The following is a 20,881-nucleotide window of genomic DNA, read 5'->3' as shown; positions in this document are numbered from 1 at the left end:
GTCATTCGGCGAAACCTACAGCTTGACCGGGAATGATGTTTGGCCGAACAGGCGTGCGCTGATGGGCACCATTTTGACCAAGAAGGACTGGCGAAAGATGCGCAAATTGATGGACCGAATTCTCGCCGTGGCGATGGCTCTTATTGCCGCTCTGGTCCTCTCTCCGATGGCTCACGCGCAGTCTTTTCTCGATGCCCAGTTCGACCCCGACATTCCAACCCTCACCGAGACCGTAGGCCATGCGCCCGGTGACCGCATCACGTCGCCAGCAGAGGCAGACCGCTATCTGCGTGCGCTGGTCGAGGCAGCTCCAGATCGTGTGAGGATGGTCCAGTATGCCACGAGCTGGGAAGGACGCCCGCTGCACTACCTGATCATCACATCGCGTGAAAACATGGCGCGGATCGAGGCCATCCAGTCAGACCTTGCGACGATCGCTGCCGGTCGTACCGGCAATGGGAATGCGCTTCCTGTGACCTGGCTCACCTATGGTGTGCACGGGAACGAGATTTCATCCACCGATGCCGCCCTCATGACCGCCTATCATCTGCTCGCAGCGCAAGGTGATGCGCGGGTCGATGCGATACTTTCTGAAACGATTGTCGCGATCGACGCTATGCAGAACCCAGACGGGCGTGCGCGTTTCGTGAACCACTTCCGCGGCGCGACCGGCATAGTGCCGGCAGGCGACCGACAGGCGGCGGAGCATGATGAGACGTGGCCCAGTGGCCGAGTCAATCACTACATGTTCGACCTCAATCGCGATTGGTTTACTCTCAGCCAGCCTGAGACCCGCGGCAAGGTCGCAGCGATCCGTGCATGGAACCCGGTGGTGGTTGTCGATCTGCACGAAATGAGTGGGGACTCGACGTACTTCTTCTCGCCAGCGGCTGAGCCGATCAACCCGAACATCACCGCTGCACAGCGCCGCGCTTATGCGATCATCGGGCGCAACAACGCATCATACTTCGATGCGATGGGCGAGCCTTATTACACCCGCGAAATTTTCGACCTGTTTTACCCCGGATATGGCGACACCTGGAACACGCATCACGGCGCGATTGGCAGCACGTATGAGCAGGCGTCATCTCGTGGCCTCTTGTGGGAGCGCCCGGATGGTAGCGAGCTCACCTACGGCCACACCGTTCGCAACCATTTCATCGCGAGCATATCGACAGCGGAAGCAGTGGCGCAGAATACGGACCGTTTCCTGAGCGAGTTCGCAGCTTATCGCGCGGCCAATGCCACAGGCGGCGCAGGCCAAGGCGCCTATATCATCGACCTCGCATCGCGGCGCTGGAACGCCGAAAGCTTGGGCCGCAGACTCGCTGCGCAAGGTATTACTGTCCTGAGGCGGTCAGGCTCGGCGTCAGCTTGCGGTCGCTCTTATCCGCAGGGATATCTCGCAGTGCCGCAAGCTCAGCCAGCTGCGCGCCTTGTTCGCAGCCTGCTCGATCGCGACACCGCCCTCCCGCCGCAATTCATCACCGAACAGGAACTTCGCCGTTCTGAAGATCTGCCCCATGAGCTGTACGATGTAACTGCATGGTCGGTTGGGTTGATGTCGGGCGTTGACGTCGACCTGTGCGGCAACGCGGTTTCGGGCGATGTGCTGGCAGGTGAAACGCCCATTCCGCCGCTTGCGCAGGGTTCCGGCAATTTCGCCGTTGCCGTTCCTTGGACTGATAGCGGCCAGGCGCGGCTTGTAACGCTTGCTCTGCGCAATGGTCTCAAGGCGCGAACCACTGACGAGGCTTTCACTCAGAACGGGCGCACCTATCCGCGCGGCACCGTAGTTTTCCCGGCTGGCCCGAACACCGATGAGCAAATGGCCAAGCTGGCTGCCCTTGCCAGCGAGATTGGTGCGCATACCGTGGCGCTTGAAAGCAGCTGGGTCGAGGACGGTCCGAACCTTGGTAGTGAAGCGTTCGTCGACTTGACTCTGCCCAAGGTGGCCATGGCCTGGGACGAAGGCATCTCGCAACTGAGCGCAGGCGCGATGCGCTATGTGCTCGAACAGCGCCTCGGACTTCCGGTCGTTCCAATTCGCACCAACCGTTTCGGCCGCGCCGATCTTTCCGACTATGATGTCGTCCTCATCCCTGATGGTTCGCCTGCGAGCGATCTGGGAAGCCGTGGACTGTCGACATTGCGCGAATTCGTGGAGGGGGGCGGAGTGCTCGTAACAGTTGGACGCAGCGTGGGCAGCTTTGCCAGCGGCGATAATCCGCTCCTCGCGGTAAAACGCGAGGCCGCTCTTGGCCTTACAGCCGAAGGCAAGAAAGGAACGGAAGGGGCGCTCGCGAAGGCTCAGGAATTCGAAAGCGAGGAAGAATATCGCGAAGCCATCGCTGATCAGCAGGCCCTTCCGGACACTCTGCCCGGGGCACTGCTCAATACGGTGGCTGACCAGGAGAACTTCCTTTCTGCGGGTTATGACGATGGCGCAGTGGTCCTCGCCAGCGGATCTCAGATCTTTACTCCGCTGGATCGCTCGCAAGGGTCAAACGTTCTGCGCTTTGCGGCTTTGGATGATCTCATCGCCAGCGGTTATGTCTGGGAAGAAAACCGCCGTCAGCTTGCCTTCAAGCCTTACCTCCTGGCGCAGCCGACCGGGCGCGGCATGACGATCGGATTTGCACACGATCCGTCCACCCGTGCCTATCTTGACGGTCTCGACCTTCTCATTGCGAACGCCGTCCTGATCGCGCCTTCACGGGCGCGCTGAGCGGGACAGACCCTCGTCGATCAACATTAGCCGTTGGCAGACAGCGCTAAACCTAGGCGCTTTACACAAGTAACACACCAACCTACCTTCCTGCCCAACAGGAGGGATCACTACATGCTTCAACTGCAGAACGTCAGCCACGTCTATCCCAACGGCGTGCGCGCCCTCGATGATGTGTCTTTGACCATTCCCAAGGGAATGCTCGGGCTTCTGGGGCCCAACGGTGCAGGCAAATCCACTCTGATGCGGACGGTTTCAACGCTGCAGACCCCAACCTCGGGCAAGATCACTTTCGACGGGATCGATATCCTCGCTGAACCTGAAGCGCTCCGCAAACGCCTCGGCTATCTTCCGCAGGACTTCGGTGTCTACCCGCGCGTTTCGGCCTATGATATGCTCGACCATATGGCGGTTCTGAAGGGAATATCTTCTCGCTCGGCACGCAAGGAGACGGTTGAGACCCTGCTTGCACAGGTCAACCTTTGGGACGTGCGCAAGAAAGCGATCGCAGGCTTCTCCGGCGGTATGCGTCAGCGGTTTGGCATCGCCCAGGCTTTGATCGGCAATCCCGACTTGATCATTGTCGACGAGCCGACCGCGGGTCTCGACCCGGAAGAACGCAATCGCTTCCTCAATTTGCTCGCTGAAATCGGTGAGAATGTCGTGGTGATCCTGTCGACCCACATTGTCGAGGACGTGGCCGATTTGTGTCCGTCGATGGCTGTGTTGGTGAACGGTCAGATCAAGCTCGAAGGCGCGCCCAAGGACTTAATCGACAAGGCGCGTGGCACGATCTGGGCAAAGACGATCGAGCGCAGTGAGCTCGATGCCTATCGCAACATGTACGAGGTCATCTCGACCCGCCTGTTTGCTGGCCGCACCATCATCCACATTCTGTGCGACCACGATCCTGGCGATGGCTTCACGTCTGTCGACGGTGGCCTTGAGGATGTCTATTTCTCGACCCTCGCCGCCTCACGCCGCAGCGACAACGCTGAAACGGTCGCTGCGTAAGCGCGCAGGAGGGGAGGGCACCAATGTTCGGATCGATCGCGCTTTTTGAGCTGCGTTACCAGTTGCGCAACCCGGTTTTCTGGGTGGCGCTGGTCATTTTCTTCCTGCTGACCTTCGGCGCGACAGCGTCGGAGAACATCCAGATCGGCGGGGGAGGGAACGTCAACGTAAACAGCCCCTTCGCCATCCTGCAGACGCAGATGGTGCTGACGCTGTTCTTCATGTTCGTGACCACGGCATTTGTCGCCAACGTCGTTGTGCGCGACGATGAAAGCGGGTTCGGGCCTATGGTTCGCTCTACGCAGGTGACGCGCTTTGCGTACCTCATAGGGCGCTTCACCGGAGCAGCCCTCGCTGCACTTCTGGCATTCGCCGTCGTGCCTTTCGCGGTCTTCTTCGGATCGCTCATGCCATGGATCGACCCGGAGACTATCGGCCCGAACAGGTTTGCGGACTACGCGGTTAGCTACGCTTTGTTCGCGGCGCCTACGGTTATTCTGTTGAGCGCGATATTCTTCGCCGTCGCAACAATCACGCGCTCGATGATCTACTCATACGTCGCGGTGGTCGCTTTCCTCGTTGCCTATGTGAGCTTCAACGTCGTGGTCGGCGGGGAGCCGGAATACCGCGATTTCGCAGCGCTGGTTGACCCGCTCGGTTTCAGCGCGGTGGCGAATGAGACGCGCTATTGGACCGCGGCCGAGCTCAATTCGCGGCTGCCCGAGTTTACTGGGACGATACTGATCAACCGCATCGCGGTTCTCGGCATTGCAGCGCTTGCATTGGTCGTCGCGTTCTGGCGCTTCAGCTTTTCCGATAAAGGTGTGTCGGCCCGCAAGGCCAAGCGGATGGAAAAGAAAGCGCAGAAGCTTGCTCGCACGCAGCCGCTCACCGTCGACACTCTTCCGCCGACCGAGCCGGAAAAAGCCGGCTGGGCGCGCCTGATCAAGACCACAAAGTTCGAGATGGGCCAGGTGCTTCGCAGCCCGGCATTCGGAGTGCTCATGCTGATCGGCCTGTTCAACTCTGTGACCGCTCTCGCATTCGGGAACGAAGTCTACGGCACACCTCCGGTACCAGCCACGTTCTCGTTGATCCCGATCCTTGCCGGGACCTTTAGTATCATCCCCGTGATTATCGCGATCTATTACGGCGGCGAGCTCGTCTGGCGTGACCGCGACCGCAAGTTTCACGAAGTGATCGACAGCACCTCGCTTCCCGGCTGGGCCTACATGGTCCCGAAGACCATTGCTGTGACGTTCGTGCTGCTTTCGACGCTGCTGATTTCGGTCGCAGCCGCGATGGTGATCCAGGCGTTTCGGGGCTACTTCAACTTCGAGTTCGACAAGTACCTGATGTGGTACATCCTGCCTGGTACGATCGATATGGTGCTGATCGCGATCCTGTCGGTCTTCGTGCAGGCGCTGAGCCCGAACAAATTCGTCGGCTGGGGCATCATGGTGCTCTACCTCGTCGGGGCAATCACGCTCGACAATCTCGGCTTCGATCATCCGCTGTTGCTTTACGGGACAACGGGCTTCAGCCCGGTCTCGGACATGAACGGCGACGCTGTCGCTGGCGCGCTCGGCTGGTGGTTGCGCCTTTATTGGGGCGGTGTCGCCCTGCTGCTTGCTGTGCTCGCCCACATGCTGTGGCGGCGTGGGACCGAAACCAAGCTCGCCCCGCGCATCGGCCAATTGCCTCGCCGGTTCGCCTCGGGTGCAGGTGCGCTCGGGATTGCCGGGATTGTGGTTGCAGCAGGGACGGGCGCGTTTCTCTTCAACCAGATGAATGTGCAGAACACCTACCGCAATCAGGATGCGCAGGAAGAACTTCTGGCAGAATACGAGAAGAAGTATCTCCAGTATCAGTCGCTTGCCGCGCCCTCGCTGACCGACGTGACACTCGACGTGCAAATCTTCCCACAAGAGCGGCGGCTAGAGGTGAGCGGGACCTATAACCTCGTCAACGACACGGGCGCTCCGGTCGAAATACTTCACGTGCGCCTTACCGATCCCGACACTGAGCTTCTCGAGGTCGAGATTCCGGGGGCGACGCTGGTCGAGAATGACGAGACCTATCAGCACCGGATCTATCGCTTCGATGAGCCGATGGCAGTCGATGCCACGGGCACGTTGACCTTCAAAAGTCGGCGCGAACATGCTGCATTGACCACGACCGGTTACGGCACAAGGCTCGTCGAGAACGGGACTTTCCTCAACAACAGCGAGTTTGCACCGCAACTCGGCATGGATCGCAGCGGGCTGCTTCAGGACCGTGCGACCCGTCGTCGCTATGGGCTGGAACCAGAACTGCGCCCCGCCAAGCTGGGTGATGAAGAGGCTCGCAATCGCAACTATGCCGGCAATGTCGACTGGGTGAATTCGGACATCACGATCACGACCAGCGCCGACCAGGTCCCCATCGCTCCAGGCTCGCGCATTTCGGACGTCACCGAGGGCGATCGCCGCACGGCGCGGTTCCAGTCGACCAATCCTATCCTCGGCTTCTTCTCGATCCAGTCAGCCGACTATGAGATCGCGACACGAATGGCCGACGGGGTCGAACTGCAGGTCTATTACGATGCGCAGCATCCCTACAACGTCGAGCGCATGCTCGACGGGATGGAACGCTCGCTCGCCTATTACCGCGCGAACTTCGGACCATATCAGTTCGATCATGCGCGCATCATTGAGTTTCCGGGATACGCCAGCTTCGCACAGGCATTTGCCGGGACGATGCCCTATTCGGAGAGCATCGGCTTTCTCGCCAATCTCGCCGACCCCGGTGAGATCGACTACGTCACATACATCACCGCACACGAAGTCGCGCACCAGTACTGGGCTCACCAGCTGATCAGCGCGGACATGCAGGGCGGCACGATCATGGTCGAGACACTCGCGCAGTATTCGGCGCTCATGGTGATGAAAGAGCTTTACGGCGAGGACCAGATGCGCCGGTTCCTCAAGTTCGAGCTCGACAATTACTTAACCGCGCGCGGGTCAGAGGCGATCGAGGAACTTCCGCTCGAGAAAGTCGAGAACCAGGGTTACATCCATTACCGAAAGGGTTCGGTGGTCATGTACCTCCTGCAGGATCGCCTCGGTGAGGAGCGCGTCAACGAGATGCTGTCCGGCTTGCTCGACCGCTATCGCTTCAAGGCGCAGCCCTATGCAACTTCGACCGATCTCGTCGACGGCTTCTATTCACTTGCCCGCAACGACGAAGAGCGCGGTCTTGTGCGCGACCTCTTGCAGCGGATCACGGTCTATGACCTGAAGGCAGAGGAAGCCGTCGTGCGCGAGCTCGACGATGGACGTTTCGAAACAACGCTGACCGTGGCTGCGGCGAAACTGTATGCCGATGGCGAAGGGGTCGAGACCGAAGCCGATCTCAGCGACCAGATCGAAGTCGGGCTTTTCACGGAACGACCCGGTGGCGAAGAGTTCGCAGCGGAAAATGTGATCCTGCTCGAACGCCGTGCGGTTCAGTCGGGTGAGCAGGAGATCACTATCGTGACCGATCGCCGCCCTGCCTTTGTCGGCATCGACCCTTACAACAAATACGTGGACCGCAATTCGGACGACAACATCGTCGCACCCGGCTGAGCTATCGGCTGAGGTGCGGCGAGGTTATTCGGGCAGGAGGCCCTTGCCCTCGAAGCGTGCAACCGCGTGACGCACCACTTTGTCGAGCGCTTCTTCCGAGAAGAAGCCGCCCGGGATCAGACAACGCTCAACCAGAACGCGGCGGAATGCATTGAACGTGCCGCGATCCGGCGGGGTCGCTTCGGTCCAGAAACGGTCGAGGCCGTCCTGAAACGTGATGTCGGGGATGTCGTAGATTGCCTGTCCAAGTGCAATCACCGGCACATCCATGTCAAGCGCCAGCGTGCCGCTTGTGCTGTTGATTACAACGACACCCTTTGCTCGCTCTGCCACCGGAACGATGTCGCCAAAGCTCATATAGTCGACGCGGTCGGCAATACCGAGCAGACTGGCCATCGACCACACTTCCTGCCTCCAGTCGACGACGCCGTTGTCGAGCGGATGCTCCTTGACCAGCAGGCGCGTGCCTTCAGGCGCGTTCTCCGCGAACGAGCGCAGGACCATCATCACCGCATCGGTCATGCTGGCAAAGGGTGAGTGCAACCGGATCTGCGCGTCCGATGCAAGTTGTAGCGGGAACAGGAAGTAGGGCGTGTCTGAGCCAAGCAGCCGTTCAACCACCGCAGCCGACCGCTGTCTGCGGCCTTTGCCGCGAGCAAGCTTGCGAACCCAACCAATGCCTTCGATCAGTGGATGCCACGGGCGGTGGTTCGACCAATGCGGGTAGTGCCAGCGCGTCAGGACATCTGCGAAATTGTAGACCAGTCCTTCAAGCGCGCGCCGACGAAATGACGACGCCACCTGCTTGTGCTCAGGCACTGCGGGGAGGGCAGCGGCGGTCTTGCGATACCATTCCGGATCGCGCGGCAAACGCGAATGTCCGTTCACGCCGTCGAGTTCGAGAGTGACCCAGTCGGGCCGCACATAGCCTTCCTCGAAAACGTGGACAGGGACATTGAGCTCGCGGCACACTTTCGTCGCCGCCATATGATGCGTGCGGCAGTCGCCGAACAATACGACATCCGTGATCTGGCGTTCGCGAATGATGCTGCGCAGCGCGTCAGGCCAGTTTTCCAGCGAATCGCGGAAATCGATACCGCCTGGTAGCCTCCAGAAAAGGCGGTCACCGCCATTGAAATTGACCTTGTAGACCTTGTGGCCAGAACGGATCAGTTCCTGGCCCAGACGGCGGAAGAGCGGGCCCATCAGCCCTTGCAAGAGAAGTACGGTGCGAGGATTTTCGGGTGCCGACCCAATCGCGGCGTCAAGCTCCGATGGAGCCGCGCCAGCGGTCAGAGCGCGCTTTTCACGCCCCTGCTCGGCACCAAAATCCTCGATATTATGAGAAAACACTCAAACTACCCCTGGTTCGTGCTTTTTGCAGCACGGCCATTAGAGCGAAGCAAAACAATACTCGCAATGAACGAGCGCGGCTTCTATCGCCACATTCCTAATCGCGCGAGGGACTTGTGGTCCGAAATCCCGCGAAGTTGATGAATTGAATTGCACATGTTCGACCTCTTGCCAGCGTTGATAGCGACATTGATCGGCTCTGTGCTGATCGATGGTCTTGCACGTCCACACGCGCCGCGACTCATGCGGCGGCCTCTAGCGATTTGGCTGATTGCTTCCACTACTCTTGTGCCGTTCGGTCTTTTTCTTGCGGTGAGCGGAGACCCGATCTTCGCTTCAATCTTCTCGCTAGCGTTGCACCTGCTGGCCGTATTGGCCTCAAACGCCAAAAATCGAATGCTTGGTGAACCGTTGCTGTTCACCGATCTGGCTCTGATCGGTGCTATGTTCCGGCATCCGCAGTTCTACTTCTCCGTTCTCACGCAGCCTCAAAAGGCGGCTGGCCTTGTTGCACTTGCCGTTCTTGCGATTGTGCTCGCGATCCTCGTGCGGCCAAATCTCGAAATGGCTGCCAACGGCTCGATGTTGGCTGGCGCGGGCCTCGTCCTGACGGACTTGGGGGTCAGGATCGGCACGATGCGCAAAATCGCGTACGAGCCGAATATCGCTCGCGACGCAACGTCACTCGGCCTTGTCCCGTCGATCCTTCTTTATTGGCTGCGTTGGCAGAAGAGTAGTCCGGCAAGCTTGCATGCCGATCCGCGGGTCGAGGGCCATGATCAAAGAGCTGGAGCAGCCGACGAAGTCGAACTGATCGTGATCATTCAATGCGAATCCTACGCCGACCCAAAGGATCTGTTTGGAAGCGATCACGAGCCGCTTCCCTGGCTCGAAGTCTCTCGCACGGACGCAGCGCAATGGGGCAACCTGTTGGTGAGCGGCTTCGGCGCGTACACTATGCGCACCGAGTACGGCGTAATCTTCGGCCGCGGCGAGGAAGAGCTCGGTTTCCGTCTGTATGATCCCTACCTGACTGCACTCGATGACGTATCGTCCGCGCTGCCAAACCGGCTTGCTAAGGATCGTTGGCAAAGTCTCTTCGTCCACCCGCATGACATGCGTTTCTACAATCGCGACCGGATCCTGCCCGCGGCCGGGTTTGATGAACTGGTGAGCGAAGACGAGTTCAAAGCGCCGCGCGAGGGGCGATATGTGACCGACGCAGCGGTCGCCGACAAGATTATCGAGCTAGGACGCCAGTCGGATTCCGCCCGCCTGATCTATTCGGTGACGATCGAGAACCATGGCCCCTGGGCCCCACATGGCGATGCGGGTGCGGATCACATGATCGAGAACTACGACCGTCTCGTGCGGGCAGGCGACGACATGCTCGGCCACTTGCGCAAAGGCATCGCGGCGCTTGAGAAGCGAGCCCTGCTGGTCTTCTTTGGCGATCATCGACCGAGCATTCCCGGAGCGAGCACTCCCGGAGGCGACAGGCATACGCCTTACGTCATGCTGCGATTTGATCGCGACGGCGGCATCTTGCCGATGGACAATTCGCGCGAAGACCTCTCGCCTGCACAATTGCATCAGGCGATACTTGAAATGAGCTCCAAGAAAGCCCGCTCCAGCACGGCTGAGACCTAGGGGGAGAGCCTTTCGAGAAAGCGGTCTCGGATCGGTCGAGGCAGAAGAATATCGAGCGCTTTCAGAGCTTTGAATTGCCACGGCGTGACATAATTCGCTTCGCCGCGTTCAGCTGCCAAGACGATCCGCCTTGCGGCCTCATCGACGTGGATCTCGAAGGGGCGATTGGCTGAGCCGTTGCGCCCGGCAGCGGTGTCGATGAAACCTGGAGCGGCCAGCGTCACGCTGACCCCATGAGGCCGCACTGCTATTCGCAACGCGTCTGCGAAGGTCGCGAGTCCGGCTTTTGATGCTGAATAAGCAGCTGCAAAAGGAAGCGAGTGGTTCGCCGCAGCCGAACCGATGAGCACGATGCGCCCGCCTCCGCGCTCGGCCATCCGTTCAGCGAGTGCAGCGGCCATCGCGGCCGGCGCCGCCAGATTGAGTCGAATCGCTCTGAGGATCTGATCCGGGCTTTCGACAAGATCTCCTTCCCCGCGGGTGTCACCTATCCCTGCGACGAAATATGCCACATCGAAACTCATCCCATCATCCTGCGCCAACATCAGCTCAACTGCGGCTTTTGCATCTAGCAAGTCGAACGACGTCGTATCGGCGACCGCGCCCAACTTTTCGAGCGCCTGCCTTGTTTCAGAAAGGCGCTCCACTGAGCGGCCCCAGAGGCTGATTTCAATTCCGTGGCGCGCGTGGTGGAGGGCTAATGCACTCCCCAATCCGCCTGACCCTCCGGTAAGTAGAATCGAGAGCTTGCCGGTCTTGGATTTCAATTCGTCACGCATGAGCAACACCGCAGCCATTCTTGAGGTTGTTTGCTCGGTCCTAGCGCACATCTCGCTTGACAACGAAATGTGTTTTCTATCGAGTCAAAGGACATGAAGGGTCCCACTTCTGACGAACAGCGCCTCGTTCTTTTCGAGAACCAATGGCTTGAGAAACTTACGGTCATTTCCGTGAGATGGTTCGTCGCGACCTGGGCAATCGTGCTTCCGCTCATCTTATTGGCCGGATGGGGAACCGCCTCGCCGCTGGCGGCGATCGCTCTGACTGCCTCCGGCTGGTTCGTCTGGAGCCTTTTCGAATATTTTGCACATCGCAAGCTGTTTCACTGGGAGCCCAAGGCTCTGTGGCTGCAGCAGATGGTGTTTGTCATTCACGGCAATCACCACGCACAGCCTCGCGATGAACTGCGCAACCTGATGCCGCCAATCGTTAGCATCCCGGTTGGCGCACTGATTTGGTCGCTGCTCTGGCTCGCCGCTGGCGATGCAGGTACCTGGATCGCGCTGGGCTTTGTCGGCGGATATGTCGCTTATGACCTGACGCACTATGCGTGCCACCACTGGTCAATGAATGGGCCTTTGGGCATGCGTTTGAAACGGCACCATATGCAGCACCATTTCATTGCGGCCCACAAGAATTACGGCGTTACGACGATTTTTTGGGACCGGTTTTTCGGCACCCGCGCCGAGGGCAATCAAAAGGCTCGGCGCGAGAATGTCGTCGCCGAAGAGGCTCTGGAGCCCGCCGAGTAACCCTGCTCAGCTCGCCGTGCGAGTGATCACTTCGGCCGCAATCTTCATATGATCTGACCAGTCCGGGGCGTGCCAGTCGCGCATGCGCTCGACCTGTGCTGACCGCATGGCGCCCTCTTTCGCGTAATCGAGGACGGCTGCGCGCCAGGCCGGGCCATCGAGCGGGTCGAGGTAGTCGGGGGCATTGCCACCGGCTTCCCTATGCGCGGCCAGGTCACTTGCAAGGACCGGCGTGCCCAAGGCCAACGCCTCGGCAATCGGCATCCCATAGCCTTCCGCGAAAGACGGCATCAGCAACGCGCTTGCCCCCCGCAACATGCCAGCGAGCTCATCGTCGCCGCAGCTGTTGATCTCCTTTACGAACGGAGCAAGTGCCGGAGAGCGGTCGAGCAGGTCCACGATCTGCTCGTTTTCCCACCCCCTTCTACCGATGACCACGAGGTTCGGGATCTCCTCGGCGGGCATCGTCTGGGCCATGCTGCGCCACAGATGCAGGATGAGCAGGTGGTTCTTGCGCGGTTCGATGGTCCCAAGGCACAGGAAATACGGCTTTCCATCGTCGGGTTCGAGCGCCAGCGTTTCCGGCAATTCCTGTGTGCCGAGCAAGGCAACATCAATAGGCGGCGGCGCCTTGCCCTGCGCCTCGATCCAGTTTGAGAGCGAAGTGCCGGTGGCGGCAGAATTGACGATCACAACGTCAGCCAGTTCGGCAACGGTCGTCATCCGCGCCTCGTGCAGTCGCCGTCCGCCGGGACGCGCATACTCGGGATATTCGATCGGGATCAGGTCATGGACCAAGCACACGAACTTGCCCCGCTCTCGTGCGAGGATCTCGCGCTTCTTTTCGGTCTGATCGAGATGATGCGGCGATACCTGCACGACGACGTCGGCCGTGCCGACGCCTTTGCGGACAGGCATCAGACGCCTCATCCAGGGCAGGACCGCGGGGATCGAGCGTTGTCCGCCGATGTCACCCTGATGAGCCCAGCGCTCTTCGAGGTGATCAAGATATTCCAACACGACATTCCGATTGATCCGGCCGTATCGCCCCGTCGGGTGTACGGCCGAGAATGCGAGATTGTCACCGAACTCGGCTAGAAGTCCGCGGCAGTAGGCCATCTCGACCCGATCGACACCCGAAGGCCGGGAATGACGGACCCGCGATATCAGGCGAGAGATGTCCAGAACCACGCGGGTCATCGGGGTTTCCTTCTGCGCAGTCGCGCCATCATTATTCCTTGAGCTCGGCGGAGCGGGGCGACCCATTGGAGTCGGTTGGGTGTGCGCTGGTCGCTCATGCGCTGTATCAAGATCTCAGGCGGACAAGGCAGACCCGTTACGGGATCCAGATAGCGCGGATATAGCAAGAGCACGCCCGCCACCAGTTGATCGAGTGTCAGTGTGCGACCTCGGCGGTCCGGAACTTCGCCGAGGTCACGAGTAAGTCCCCAGCCTGCGTAAAAGGGAGTTCCGTGGCAGGTCACATCGCGCCCGCGCAGCAATGCTTCGAATCCGGACAGCGAAGTAAGCACATGCACGCTATCGACTTGGTCGAGGAGGTCGGCCATCGACCCATCGCGAACGATCTTGTCGGCAAATTGGAGCGCCGCCGTGTCGTCCACGAAGCCGTTGCGGTGCCCCGCATCGACATCGGGATGCGGACGCCACCAGATCTCTGCGTCGGGTTCGTGCTCGCGGACGCGGCGCAAGAGCTCGAGATTGGAAGTGAGGCCACCTCCTCCTGCAAGTACGGACATGTCATCCTCGACCTGCCCGGGCACGAGGATGATCCGCTTGGCATGACTGTCACGCTGGTCGCGAGCGGCAGCATAATGGCCGCTTGCGTATTTGCTGATCCCCGCTGCAACGATCATCTCGCGCAGGCGGCGGGCGCGCTCAGTCAGGCTCGCGGAAAATGCGTGTTCGGAGAGAATTCTCTCAAGGTCGCTTGCCATCGAAGGGTCAAAGTGGATGCCGGTCCTATCGACGATGACCGAAAGCGGTGGGACCAGGTTGCTTCCAAGTCCGACGGAGCGAACGAAGCCGTCCTCCACCCGTACGAGCGGCACGTTTCTGCGTCGAGCGTCTTCAACCAGTGCCCGCGAAATGCGCGATGGCCATATCGCAAGCGCGCCGTCCCGTTTTTGAGCATAGGCAAGGGCGCGGCTAGAGCTACGGAAGATGCGTAGAGCAGGACCTGGCGACCACAGAAACCGCTCAATCTCAAAGCGCTTCCACCAGCTGATCCCGCAAGCGGCGACCAATCGATGACCTTCCTCCCCGCGATTAGCATCAATCACTCGCCGCCATTCGGATAGCAGCGAAATAGCTTTTAGCGGGGCGATCCAAGATCCTGAAAACGGATCGGCGAAAGGCTGCATGATCGCCTCCGCAGCGCGCTTCTTCAGTTGCTCGATCTTCTCGCCAGGCTCGCCGAATCGACCGGAGGAGATGACGTCGATTTCCCGCCCCAAGACCGCCGCGATAGCGACCCATTCATCATCGCCGTGCGCCACCAACTTCGCGGCCTGCGGTAGGATGCTCCATGGATCGACCGGGTTATCCGGTTCCGTGGCTTCGACAGCGATAGTCTTGTCTGTGCCGCAATTTGTCACCAGTCCGTCGCGCTCATCCTGCGAGCGTGACCGGACGACGGTGACAGCTTCCCGAAGCTCATCAGACAGTTGAATGGGATTGCCCCAGAAGGTTCCGCCAACACGCGCTTTGCGCATTGCTTCGACTACGGCTTCTGCGTCGGTTTCGGAAACAGCAGCGGAGCCGGCAAGAGCCTCAGCTTTGCCAGGTCGGTAGCCGGGGAAGGGGGGGGCGCGCAGCAACGGCGTAGGCTGGCTCACGGTCGAACGCCCCATTCTTTGAGGCTCAGGGCACCATCCGCGTCACGAACGATAATGCCGAAACCGCCAGTGGGCAGCTTGAAACTTTCAAGCCTCTGGGCCTGTTTGCGCAGCCCACCATCTGCGAGCAGCGCAAAGCGTGCCGCTCCATTGCTGGTGACGAGCAATATAGGCGAGGTATCGTGCCCTTGCGCGAAGAGCGCTCGCCATGCGTCGATGCGTTTTTCAGGTTCGACGATCCACCCATTGGGGGCCTCAGCCTTGAGGTCCCAGGCGCTGAGAGCTTCTTTTCCGATCCGCTGAAGCACTTCGTCCTCGGTCTGATTTTCATCAGGCCCGTGGTCAATCTCCTTCAGGAATGAGGCTTGCTCGATCTGCGGAGCCTCGAACTGATGATCAAGGATAGCCGATGCAGTCTGTCGCGTTCTCAACAGGGGAGAGACAAACGCCCGCGCAAACTGAATGCCGCGCTCGGCGAAGTATCTGCCCAGCGCTGAGCCCTGTTCGACGCCCGCCCCGGTGAGGGGCAGATCGGTTCGCGCGCCGATCCGACGCGGCGGCGTTGCGATGTCAAAAGTGTTGCCGTGTCGGACGATGAAAAACATGGATGAGCTTCTAGCGTTTGCGATTGTCGCGGCAAGCGGCGCAATCCTCAAATCGGGAACGGATCGCCCAAGCGCTCGATCGCTTCTTCCGCGATCGCCAGATCTTCCGTTGTGTCTATCCCTGACAGCGCGTGATCGGGCGGCGAGACGGGGACCGTCGCAATCGCCCAACCGTGTTCGAGAAAGCGGAGCTGTTCGAGCCCTTCAAGCTGCTCGTATTTGCTTTCTTCCTGGTCGACGAACCATTCGAGGGCCTCATTCGAATATGCATAAAGTCCAAGGTGCTGCCAAACCGGTGACAGGGCCTCAGTGCGCAGCTTTTCCTCCCCTCTGATCGCAGGAAGGATGTTCTTGGAGAACCAGAGGGCTTTACCCTCCTTGTCGCGCAGACAAGTTGTACCCGAAAATGGGGCTACTTTCTTATGAGCGCGCAATCGATCAAGACGTTCCCAATCCAGCTGGAACACGGGGGTTGCCACGTGTGCACCGCTTTCGCGCAGGCGATCAATCAAAGCGGTAATCGTTTCTGCAGGAATGAAAGGCGCGTCGCCCTGAAGGCTGATAATCCGCTCAGGCGTTCCATATTCACGCGCCGCTGCATGAGCACGCGCGCTTCCCGAGGTGAGCGTGCTGTCGGTCATGATTGCATGAACGCCGATTTGCATCGCATGGTCGGCAATGCGCTGATCGTCGGTCGCCACCACGAAATCGCAGTCGCCAGCAGCCTGCGCAGCCTTACGCGCATTGGCCACGACGCGTTCGAGCATTGTTCGTCCTGCGATCTTAAGCAGCGGCTTGCCGGGCAAGCGAGTCGACCCGTAGCGAGCCGGAATCACAATCAGGTCGCTAGAGCGAGTGTCATCTGCTGGCGAAATCATGGTGCGCCTGACCTAGCTCAAACTCGAGCGTGACCCAACGAAAGAGCGATCAACCGATTCCAAGCCGGACGAGGTCATGCATGTGCACGATCCCGACAAGCCGGTCTTCCTGCTCGGTCACGAAGAGTACCGAAACCGCGCTATCATTCATTAGGGCGAGCGCATCGACCGCCATCATTTTCGGGCTGGCTGTGACCGGGTTTGGCGACATGTGGCTCGCGATATTGTCGTCAAGATCATTGGCAGCGATCGAGCGGCGCAAGTCGCCATCAGTGAAGGCTCCCACCAGACGATTGTCCTGATCGACGATTGCCGTGCAACCGTAACGCTTGCGGCTCATCTCAATCGTTGCACCGCGCAGGGTCGCGTCGAGCGATACCATAGGGAGCGCTTCGCCTGTCGCCATGACCTTTTCGAGTGTCGTCAGCCTCGCTCCGAGCAAGCCGCCCGGGTGCAGAATTCCGAAATTCTGAGGCGAGAACCCGCGCGCTTCGATCAAAGCCACGGCAAGCGCATCTCCCAGCACCATCTGCATCGTGGTCGAGGACGTGGGAGCAAGCTCGTTTGGGCAAGCCTCGCGCACCATGGGTAGCGTCAGACAAATGTCAGCGGCCTTGCCAATCCAGCTCTGCGGGTGCGCCGTGGCAACCACCAGCTGCTGGTTATTGATGCCGCAGAAGTTCACGATATCGCTCAGTTCCTGCGTCGTCCCTGACCAAGTGATCGCGAACACGACATCGTCACGCGAAATGGTTCCTAGGTCGCCGTGGCTGGCCTCACCGGGGTGAAGGTAAAGCGCCGAAGTTCCGGTCGATACGAAAGTCGCCGCGATCTTGCGAGCGATATGACCGCTCTTGCCGATGCCGGTGACGATAATCCGGCCCTTGTTCGAATTGAACGCATCGACAGCGCGCTCGAACGCATTCCCCAAGCCGGAATCTGACAAGGCGCGTTTAAGGTCCTTGAGACCCCCGATTTCGATGTCGAGTGTCTTCAGGGCAGAAGACACGTGTGTTGTCAGAAGCGCTTGGTTCATCGGAGAAATAAATACGACCAGGAAAAGTTGCGACCAAAGAACCCTACTGATCGACCCTTGCGCCCCCGTATGTCAAGCCGGTAGAGACTGGCTTACACGCAGGTGAGGCCAATGACGGGCAATCTTGCGCCTGCACCCCTTGCAGCCACCAGATATTTCAAAGTTTTAATCGGACGTCCCGCCATGATCTTGTGCTCCCGCCAAATCGACACCTGTAGCCCGCTATTCCTGATCGCAGGCCCATGTGTGATCGAAAGCGAGGATCATTCGCTCTCGGTTGCGGATGAACTCGCCAAGATCGCTGAGCGGTTGGGTGTCCTGCTGATCTTCAAAAGCTCTTTCGACAAGGCCAATCGCACGTCGGGCACATCGTTCCGAGGGCCGGGGATGGAAGGCGGGCTGCGGATCCTCGAGAAGGTCCGCGCAGAGACCGGGCTGCCTGTACTGACTGATGTGCATGAACCGGCGCAAGCAACGCCTGTTGCTGAAGTGGTTGACGTCTTGCAGACCCCTGCATTCCTGGCTCGCCAGACCGACTTCATTTGCTCGGTCGCAGCGACGGGCAAGCCGGTGAACATCAAGAAGGCGCAGTTCATGGCACCTGCCGACATGCAGAATGTCGTCGCCAAAGCTCGCTCGGCGGCTGAGAACGCGGGGCATAGCCCAGACAACTTCCTGCTTTGTGAGCGGGGGACCTCGTTCGGCTACAACACCCTCGTCTCAGACATGCGAGGGCTTTCGATCATGGCTGAAACGGGGTGTCCGGTTGTATTTGATGCCACCCATTCGGTTCAGCAGCCCGGTGGGCTCGGATCGAGGTCGGGTGGTCAGAGCGAATACGTGCCTCTTCTCGCGCGAGCCGCCGTTGCGGCGGGCGTCTCGGGGGTTTTTATGGAAACCCATCCCGATCCGGCGAACGCGCTCTCGGATGGCCCAAATGCCCTTCCGCTCGATCGGTTCGAGGGGCTGGTGCGCCAGCTCCAGCGCATCGATGAGGTGACCAAGTCGGCGCTCGCAGCCGAAGGCGGCAGGAGCGACGCGGCGGCGGCATGAGCGTGACCGGGACAATCAAGTCAGTCCTGATGGCGCCGGTCTGGACTGCGCAACTTGCAACGGGTGCAAAGAGCTTTCTCGACCACCCCTTGATCGGCTCGCAGCGGCTCAACCGGCGCGGGCTTCATCGTGCGCGCGTTCGTCTTGCGGACGGGCTTTGTCGTTGGCGCCGTCGCCGCCTAGCGCGGCATGTACCGCGCGAATGGCGCGAAGCGTTCGATCGCGACGGGTTCGTAAAGATTGAAAACGTGATCCCGCAAGAGGATTTTGCCGCGCTGCGCGATGCGGTTCTCAATACCAGGTGGCCAGCGCGCGAGATGCGTCAGGGCGATGCGATTACCCGCCGGATCGCAATCGATCCCGAGATGCTGAAGGCGGTTCCCGAGCTTGAGAGGTTCCTCGCGCGCAAGGACATCAACGCTCTGTTTCACTACGTCGCGAGCTTCCGCACGACACCACTTCATTATATCCAGACCATCGTAAGCAATTGCGGCGGCGATGATCCCGACCCTCAGGAAACCGTGCACGCAGACAGTTTCCACTCCTCGATGAAGGCATGGCTGTTCCTGCGTCCGGTCGAGGAAGAAGACGGCCCGTTCACATATGTGCCTGGGTCGCATCGTTTCACGCCCGAACGCCTCGAATGGGAACATCAACGCAGCCTTGCCGACCCTAAAGCGATCGACCGACTGTCAGCGCGCGGGTCTCCGCGGGTGAATTCGGCGATGTTGTCGCAGATGAGGCTGGGCGAGGCGATCAAGCTTGCCGTTCCCGAAAACACGCTGGTCGTGGCGGATACGGGCGGGTTCCACGCGCGTGGTCCTGCAAGCCGATCTGGCGAGCGCGTCGAGATATGGTCCTATTCGCGCCGCAATCCGTTCCTGCCGTGGCTCGGAGGGGACTTGCTCAGCATCCCAGGCATTGCCGAACGCCGGATCGGCTGGCTCTGGAAGCTGCGCGACCGGCTGGAGAAGCAAATCGGTCAGCCTTGGACCCCTGTTGGGAAGCGGCGGCCGATAGAGGACTAAGGCTGCGTCGTCCGGCGGCTCATCGAGAAAGCCAGCACGGTGCACGCGACTATCGGGCCGACGAAATCAGCGAACTGATCCGCCGTAGTCCAAACGCGGCTGTCAAACGCTGCCCACCAAGGCGCATTGGCGCGCAGCCCTTCGCCATACTCCTCGATCCAGCGATACTCGGCCTGGGCAAGCTCACGTCCGATGAAGTAGCAACAGGCAGCCAAACCGCCGGCCCACCAGTTCCGCGTCGTAAAGCCAATAGCGATCTGGATGGCGACCGCGATTGCCGCATGCTCAACCAATCCGATCGCCATCTCCATGGCCTTCACTAGTTACCGGTGTTGTTGCCACCGCCGCCGTTGTCGAAACTGTTCGCAAGCGTGGTCGCGGTGACAATCGGGCCAAACAATTGGCCGACAGCCTGGATCAGCTTGCGCGGTTGGTTCGAGGCCGCATTACCGAAATACAGCACATCATCGTCGCGCAGAGCGAACTGTTGGGCAAGAAAGTACGTCGGCGCTTCAAGCAGGTTGAAGTGATAAACCGTCGGCTCGGTGCCGTCAGGGCCTGCGTAGCGAAACAGGAATACCGCCTTGGGATCGCCCGCACCATCGCTCGGGCCGCCTGCCATCGCGATGGCTTCGACCACGGTCATCCGCTCGCGCCGGAACGGCATTTGCTGGACTCGCCCGGTTGCACCGAGGACCGAGAACATGAGCGGTTCGTCAAGGATCGTCAGCCTGTCACCCGGAAACGCGCGAAGATTGCGATACGGGCCCGACATCACGTCACCCAACCGCAGTTGAGCGACGCTCTCGCCGCGCTCGACCTGAAGCACAAGTTCGTGTGCTTGGCCGCGATAACCGCCAGCAAGCGCGATGATATCGCCAAGGCTCTCCCGGTTCGTCTCAAGCACGAGGCGACCGGGGCGCGCGATTTCGCCTGCTACGATGACCGAGTTTTCGATCACCTGTTCGCGATTGATGAGTACCTGCGGGTCCTGCGACAGGTTCTTGAGCGCGCGGCGTATCTGTTCTTCGACTTCTACCACGGTGCTGCCCTGCACGGGAACACGCCCGACATAGGGGACATCGATGTAGCCCTTGTCGTCAACGCGGCGCGGTGGAAGCGTTTGCGCCTTGACCGCGGGGTCGAACCCGACACCGCCTGCAGCCGACGGTGCAAGGGTATCGCCGCTGAAGAGCGACACGCCCGCTTCGAAAACCGTGATGGAGAGAACGTCGCCTGGCCCGATCAGATCGGTTGGGCGAGCATCGAGATCCGGCAGCTGCCACTCGACAGGCGCGACTGCTGGCGGGACTGCGCCAAGGCTGTCGACGGGGACAATCTCGATATCGAGACCGGCTATCTCTGCGTCATTAACCGAAGTCTCGATCTGGCTCCTGGTGGGGCCGCTCGAAGGAAAGCTGGAACATGCGCCCAAAAACAGGAGCGCGAGCGACCAGAACAGTGTTTTCAGATTCATCGTGAATTCTTGCTAGATTTGCGTATGAAGCGCTCCCCTAACGATAAAGCAGCATTAGGCCTAG

General features: G+C 60.0%; 16 protein-coding genes. 7 read left to right on the top strand and 9 right to left on the bottom strand.

Features of this window, described 5'->3' with window-relative positions:
- The first annotated feature begins 61 nt into the window (after window positions 1-61).
- The 3 genes from AC0V6T_RS12065 to AC0V6T_RS12055 all read left to right on the top strand — a co-directional run bounded on the left by AC0V6T_RS12065 (window position 62) and on the right by AC0V6T_RS12055 (window position 7,350).
- The gene (locus AC0V6T_RS12065) at window positions 62-2,728 is read left to right on the top strand and encodes a M14 family metallopeptidase (protein ID WP_486127192.1); all 2,667 of its coding nucleotides are present in this window, start codon (window positions 62-64) and stop codon (window positions 2,726-2,728) included.
- A gap of 114 nt (window positions 2,729-2,842) precedes the next feature.
- Window positions 2,843-3,742 carry an ABC transporter ATP-binding protein gene (locus AC0V6T_RS12060; RefSeq protein WP_486127190.1) on the top strand — a complete coding sequence of 300 codons (900 nt, stop codon included), beginning with the start codon at window positions 2,843-2,845 and terminating at the stop codon, window positions 3,740-3,742.
- Between the two features lie 23 nt (window positions 3,743-3,765).
- Window positions 3,766-7,350 carry an ABC transporter permease/M1 family aminopeptidase gene (locus AC0V6T_RS12055; RefSeq protein WP_486127188.1) on the top strand — a complete coding sequence of 1,195 codons (3,585 nt, stop codon included), beginning with the start codon at window positions 3,766-3,768 and terminating at the stop codon, window positions 7,348-7,350.
- A gap of 24 nt (window positions 7,351-7,374) precedes the next feature.
- On the opposite strand, the gene AC0V6T_RS12050 is transcribed toward AC0V6T_RS12055, so the two are convergent.
- The gene (locus tag AC0V6T_RS12050) at window positions 7,375-8,703 is read right to left on the bottom strand and encodes a capsule biosynthesis protein (RefSeq protein ID WP_486127186.1); all 1,329 of its coding nucleotides are present in this window, start codon (window positions 8,701-8,703) and stop codon (window positions 7,375-7,377) included.
- A gap of 396 nt (window positions 8,704-9,099) precedes the next feature.
- On the opposite strand from AC0V6T_RS12050, the gene AC0V6T_RS12045 reads away from it, so the two are divergent.
- Window positions 9,100-10,353 carry an LTA synthase family protein gene (locus tag AC0V6T_RS12045; RefSeq protein ID WP_486127184.1) on the top strand — a complete coding sequence of 418 codons (1,254 nt, stop codon included), beginning with the start codon at window positions 9,100-9,102 and terminating at the stop codon, window positions 10,351-10,353.
- Here the strand turns inward: AC0V6T_RS12045 and AC0V6T_RS12040 are convergent.
- Window positions 10,350-11,132 (bottom strand): SDR family NAD(P)-dependent oxidoreductase, encoded by a 783-nt coding sequence (locus tag AC0V6T_RS12040; RefSeq protein WP_486127182.1) that lies wholly within the window; start codon window positions 11,130-11,132, stop codon window positions 10,350-10,352. The two genes, AC0V6T_RS12045 and AC0V6T_RS12040, sit on opposite strands and share 4 nt — an antisense overlap.
- Before the next feature lie 93 nt (window positions 11,133-11,225).
- Between AC0V6T_RS12040 and AC0V6T_RS12035 the strand changes: the two genes are divergently transcribed.
- Window positions 11,226-11,885, top strand: a complete 660-nt coding sequence (locus tag AC0V6T_RS12035; RefSeq protein ID WP_486127180.1) for a sterol desaturase family protein — start codon at window positions 11,226-11,228, stop codon at window positions 11,883-11,885.
- A gap of 6 nt (window positions 11,886-11,891) precedes the next feature.
- On the opposite strand, the gene AC0V6T_RS12030 is transcribed toward AC0V6T_RS12035, so the two are convergent.
- The 5 genes from AC0V6T_RS12030 to AC0V6T_RS12010 are packed head-to-tail and all read right to left on the bottom strand — an operon-like array spanning window position 11,892 to window position 17,232.
- Complete coding sequence (locus AC0V6T_RS12030; RefSeq protein WP_486127178.1) at window positions 11,892-13,085, bottom strand: glycosyltransferase family 4 protein; 1,194 nt, start codon at window positions 13,083-13,085, stop codon at window positions 11,892-11,894.
- Entirely contained in the window at window positions 13,082-14,740 is a 1,659-nt protein-coding gene (locus AC0V6T_RS12025; RefSeq protein WP_486127177.1) for a capsular polysaccharide export protein, LipB/KpsS family, read from the bottom strand. The genes AC0V6T_RS12030 and AC0V6T_RS12025 overlap by 4 nt, the downstream gene beginning before the upstream one ends.
- A complete protein-coding gene (locus AC0V6T_RS12020) occupies window positions 14,737-15,345 on the bottom strand; it encodes a histidine phosphatase family protein (protein ID WP_486127176.1) in 609 nt (202 codons plus the stop codon). Before AC0V6T_RS12020 ends, AC0V6T_RS12025 begins: the two co-directional genes overlap by 4 nt.
- A gap of 47 nt (window positions 15,346-15,392) precedes the next feature.
- A complete protein-coding gene (locus tag AC0V6T_RS12015; protein ID WP_486127174.1) occupies window positions 15,393-16,223 on the bottom strand; it encodes a 3-deoxy-manno-octulosonate cytidylyltransferase in 831 nt (276 codons plus the stop codon).
- Window positions 16,224-16,272: 49 nt separating this feature from the next.
- Window positions 16,273-17,232, bottom strand: coding sequence for a KpsF/GutQ family sugar-phosphate isomerase (locus AC0V6T_RS12010; RefSeq protein WP_241761228.1), 960 nt, complete (start codon window positions 17,230-17,232; stop codon window positions 16,273-16,275).
- Between the two features lie 210 nt (window positions 17,233-17,442).
- Here AC0V6T_RS12010 and kdsA point away from each other — a divergent pair, with 210 nt between their 5' ends.
- Window positions 17,443-18,312: a 3-deoxy-8-phosphooctulonate synthase gene (kdsA, locus tag AC0V6T_RS12005; protein ID WP_486127172.1), complete on the top strand. Its 870-nt coding sequence runs from the start codon at window positions 17,443-17,445 to the stop codon at window positions 18,310-18,312.
- Window positions 18,309-19,340 carry a phytanoyl-CoA dioxygenase family protein gene (locus tag AC0V6T_RS12000; protein ID WP_486127170.1) on the top strand — a complete coding sequence of 344 codons (1,032 nt, stop codon included), beginning with the start codon at window positions 18,309-18,311 and terminating at the stop codon, window positions 19,338-19,340. The genes kdsA and AC0V6T_RS12000 overlap by 4 nt, the downstream gene beginning before the upstream one ends.
- On the opposite strand, the gene AC0V6T_RS11995 is transcribed toward AC0V6T_RS12000, so the two are convergent.
- Both AC0V6T_RS11995 and AC0V6T_RS11990 read right to left on the bottom strand, forming a co-directional pair.
- Window positions 19,337-19,645: a hypothetical protein gene (locus AC0V6T_RS11995; protein ID WP_486127168.1), complete on the bottom strand. Its 309-nt coding sequence runs from the start codon at window positions 19,643-19,645 to the stop codon at window positions 19,337-19,339. The two genes, AC0V6T_RS12000 and AC0V6T_RS11995, sit on opposite strands and share 4 nt — an antisense overlap.
- A 14-nt stretch (window positions 19,646-19,659) precedes the next feature.
- Complete coding sequence (locus tag AC0V6T_RS11990) at window positions 19,660-20,817, bottom strand: polysaccharide biosynthesis/export family protein (protein WP_486127166.1); 1,158 nt, start codon at window positions 20,815-20,817, stop codon at window positions 19,660-19,662.
- Window positions 20,818-20,881: the final 64 nt, after the last annotated feature.

It is taken from the genome of Erythrobacter sp. S158, from assembly GCF_057364915.1.
The sequence above is the reverse complement of the archived record's forward strand: the minus strand, read 5'-3'. Positions and strand labels throughout refer to the sequence as shown.

Coding starts and splice junctions, on each gene's coding strand:
- AC0V6T_RS12045 (WP_486127184.1), top strand. CDS start 9,100: ATGCTTGGTGAACCGTTGCTGTTCACCGATCTGGCTCTGATCGGTGCT.
- AC0V6T_RS12000 (WP_486127170.1), top strand. CDS start 18,309: ATGAGCGTGACCGGGACAATCAAGTCAGTCCTGATGGCGCCGGTCTGG.
- AC0V6T_RS11990 (WP_486127166.1), bottom strand. CDS start 20,817: ATGAATCTGAAAACACTGTTCTGGTCGCTCGCGCTCCTGTTTTTGGGC.
- kdsA (WP_486127172.1), top strand. CDS start 17,443: ATGATCTTGTGCTCCCGCCAAATCGACACCTGTAGCCCGCTATTCCTG.
- AC0V6T_RS12065 (WP_486127192.1), top strand. CDS start 62: ATGGGCACCATTTTGACCAAGAAGGACTGGCGAAAGATGCGCAAATTG.
- AC0V6T_RS12040 (WP_486127182.1), bottom strand. CDS start 11,132: ATGCGTGACGAATTGAAATCCAAGACCGGCAAGCTCTCGATTCTACTT.
- AC0V6T_RS12020 (WP_486127176.1), bottom strand. CDS start 15,345: ATGTTTTTCATCGTCCGACACGGCAACACTTTTGACATCGCAACGCCG.
- AC0V6T_RS12055 (WP_486127188.1), top strand. CDS start 3,766: ATGTTCGGATCGATCGCGCTTTTTGAGCTGCGTTACCAGTTGCGCAAC.
- AC0V6T_RS12035 (WP_486127180.1), top strand. CDS start 11,226: ATGAAGGGTCCCACTTCTGACGAACAGCGCCTCGTTCTTTTCGAGAAC.
- AC0V6T_RS12030 (WP_486127178.1), bottom strand. CDS start 13,085: ATGACCCGCGTGGTTCTGGACATCTCTCGCCTGATATCGCGGGTCCGT.
- AC0V6T_RS12060 (WP_486127190.1), top strand. CDS start 2,843: ATGCTTCAACTGCAGAACGTCAGCCACGTCTATCCCAACGGCGTGCGC.
- AC0V6T_RS12015 (WP_486127174.1), bottom strand. CDS start 16,223: ATGATTTCGCCAGCAGATGACACTCGCTCTAGCGACCTGATTGTGATT.
- AC0V6T_RS11995 (WP_486127168.1), bottom strand. CDS start 19,645: ATGGCGATCGGATTGGTTGAGCATGCGGCAATCGCGGTCGCCATCCAG.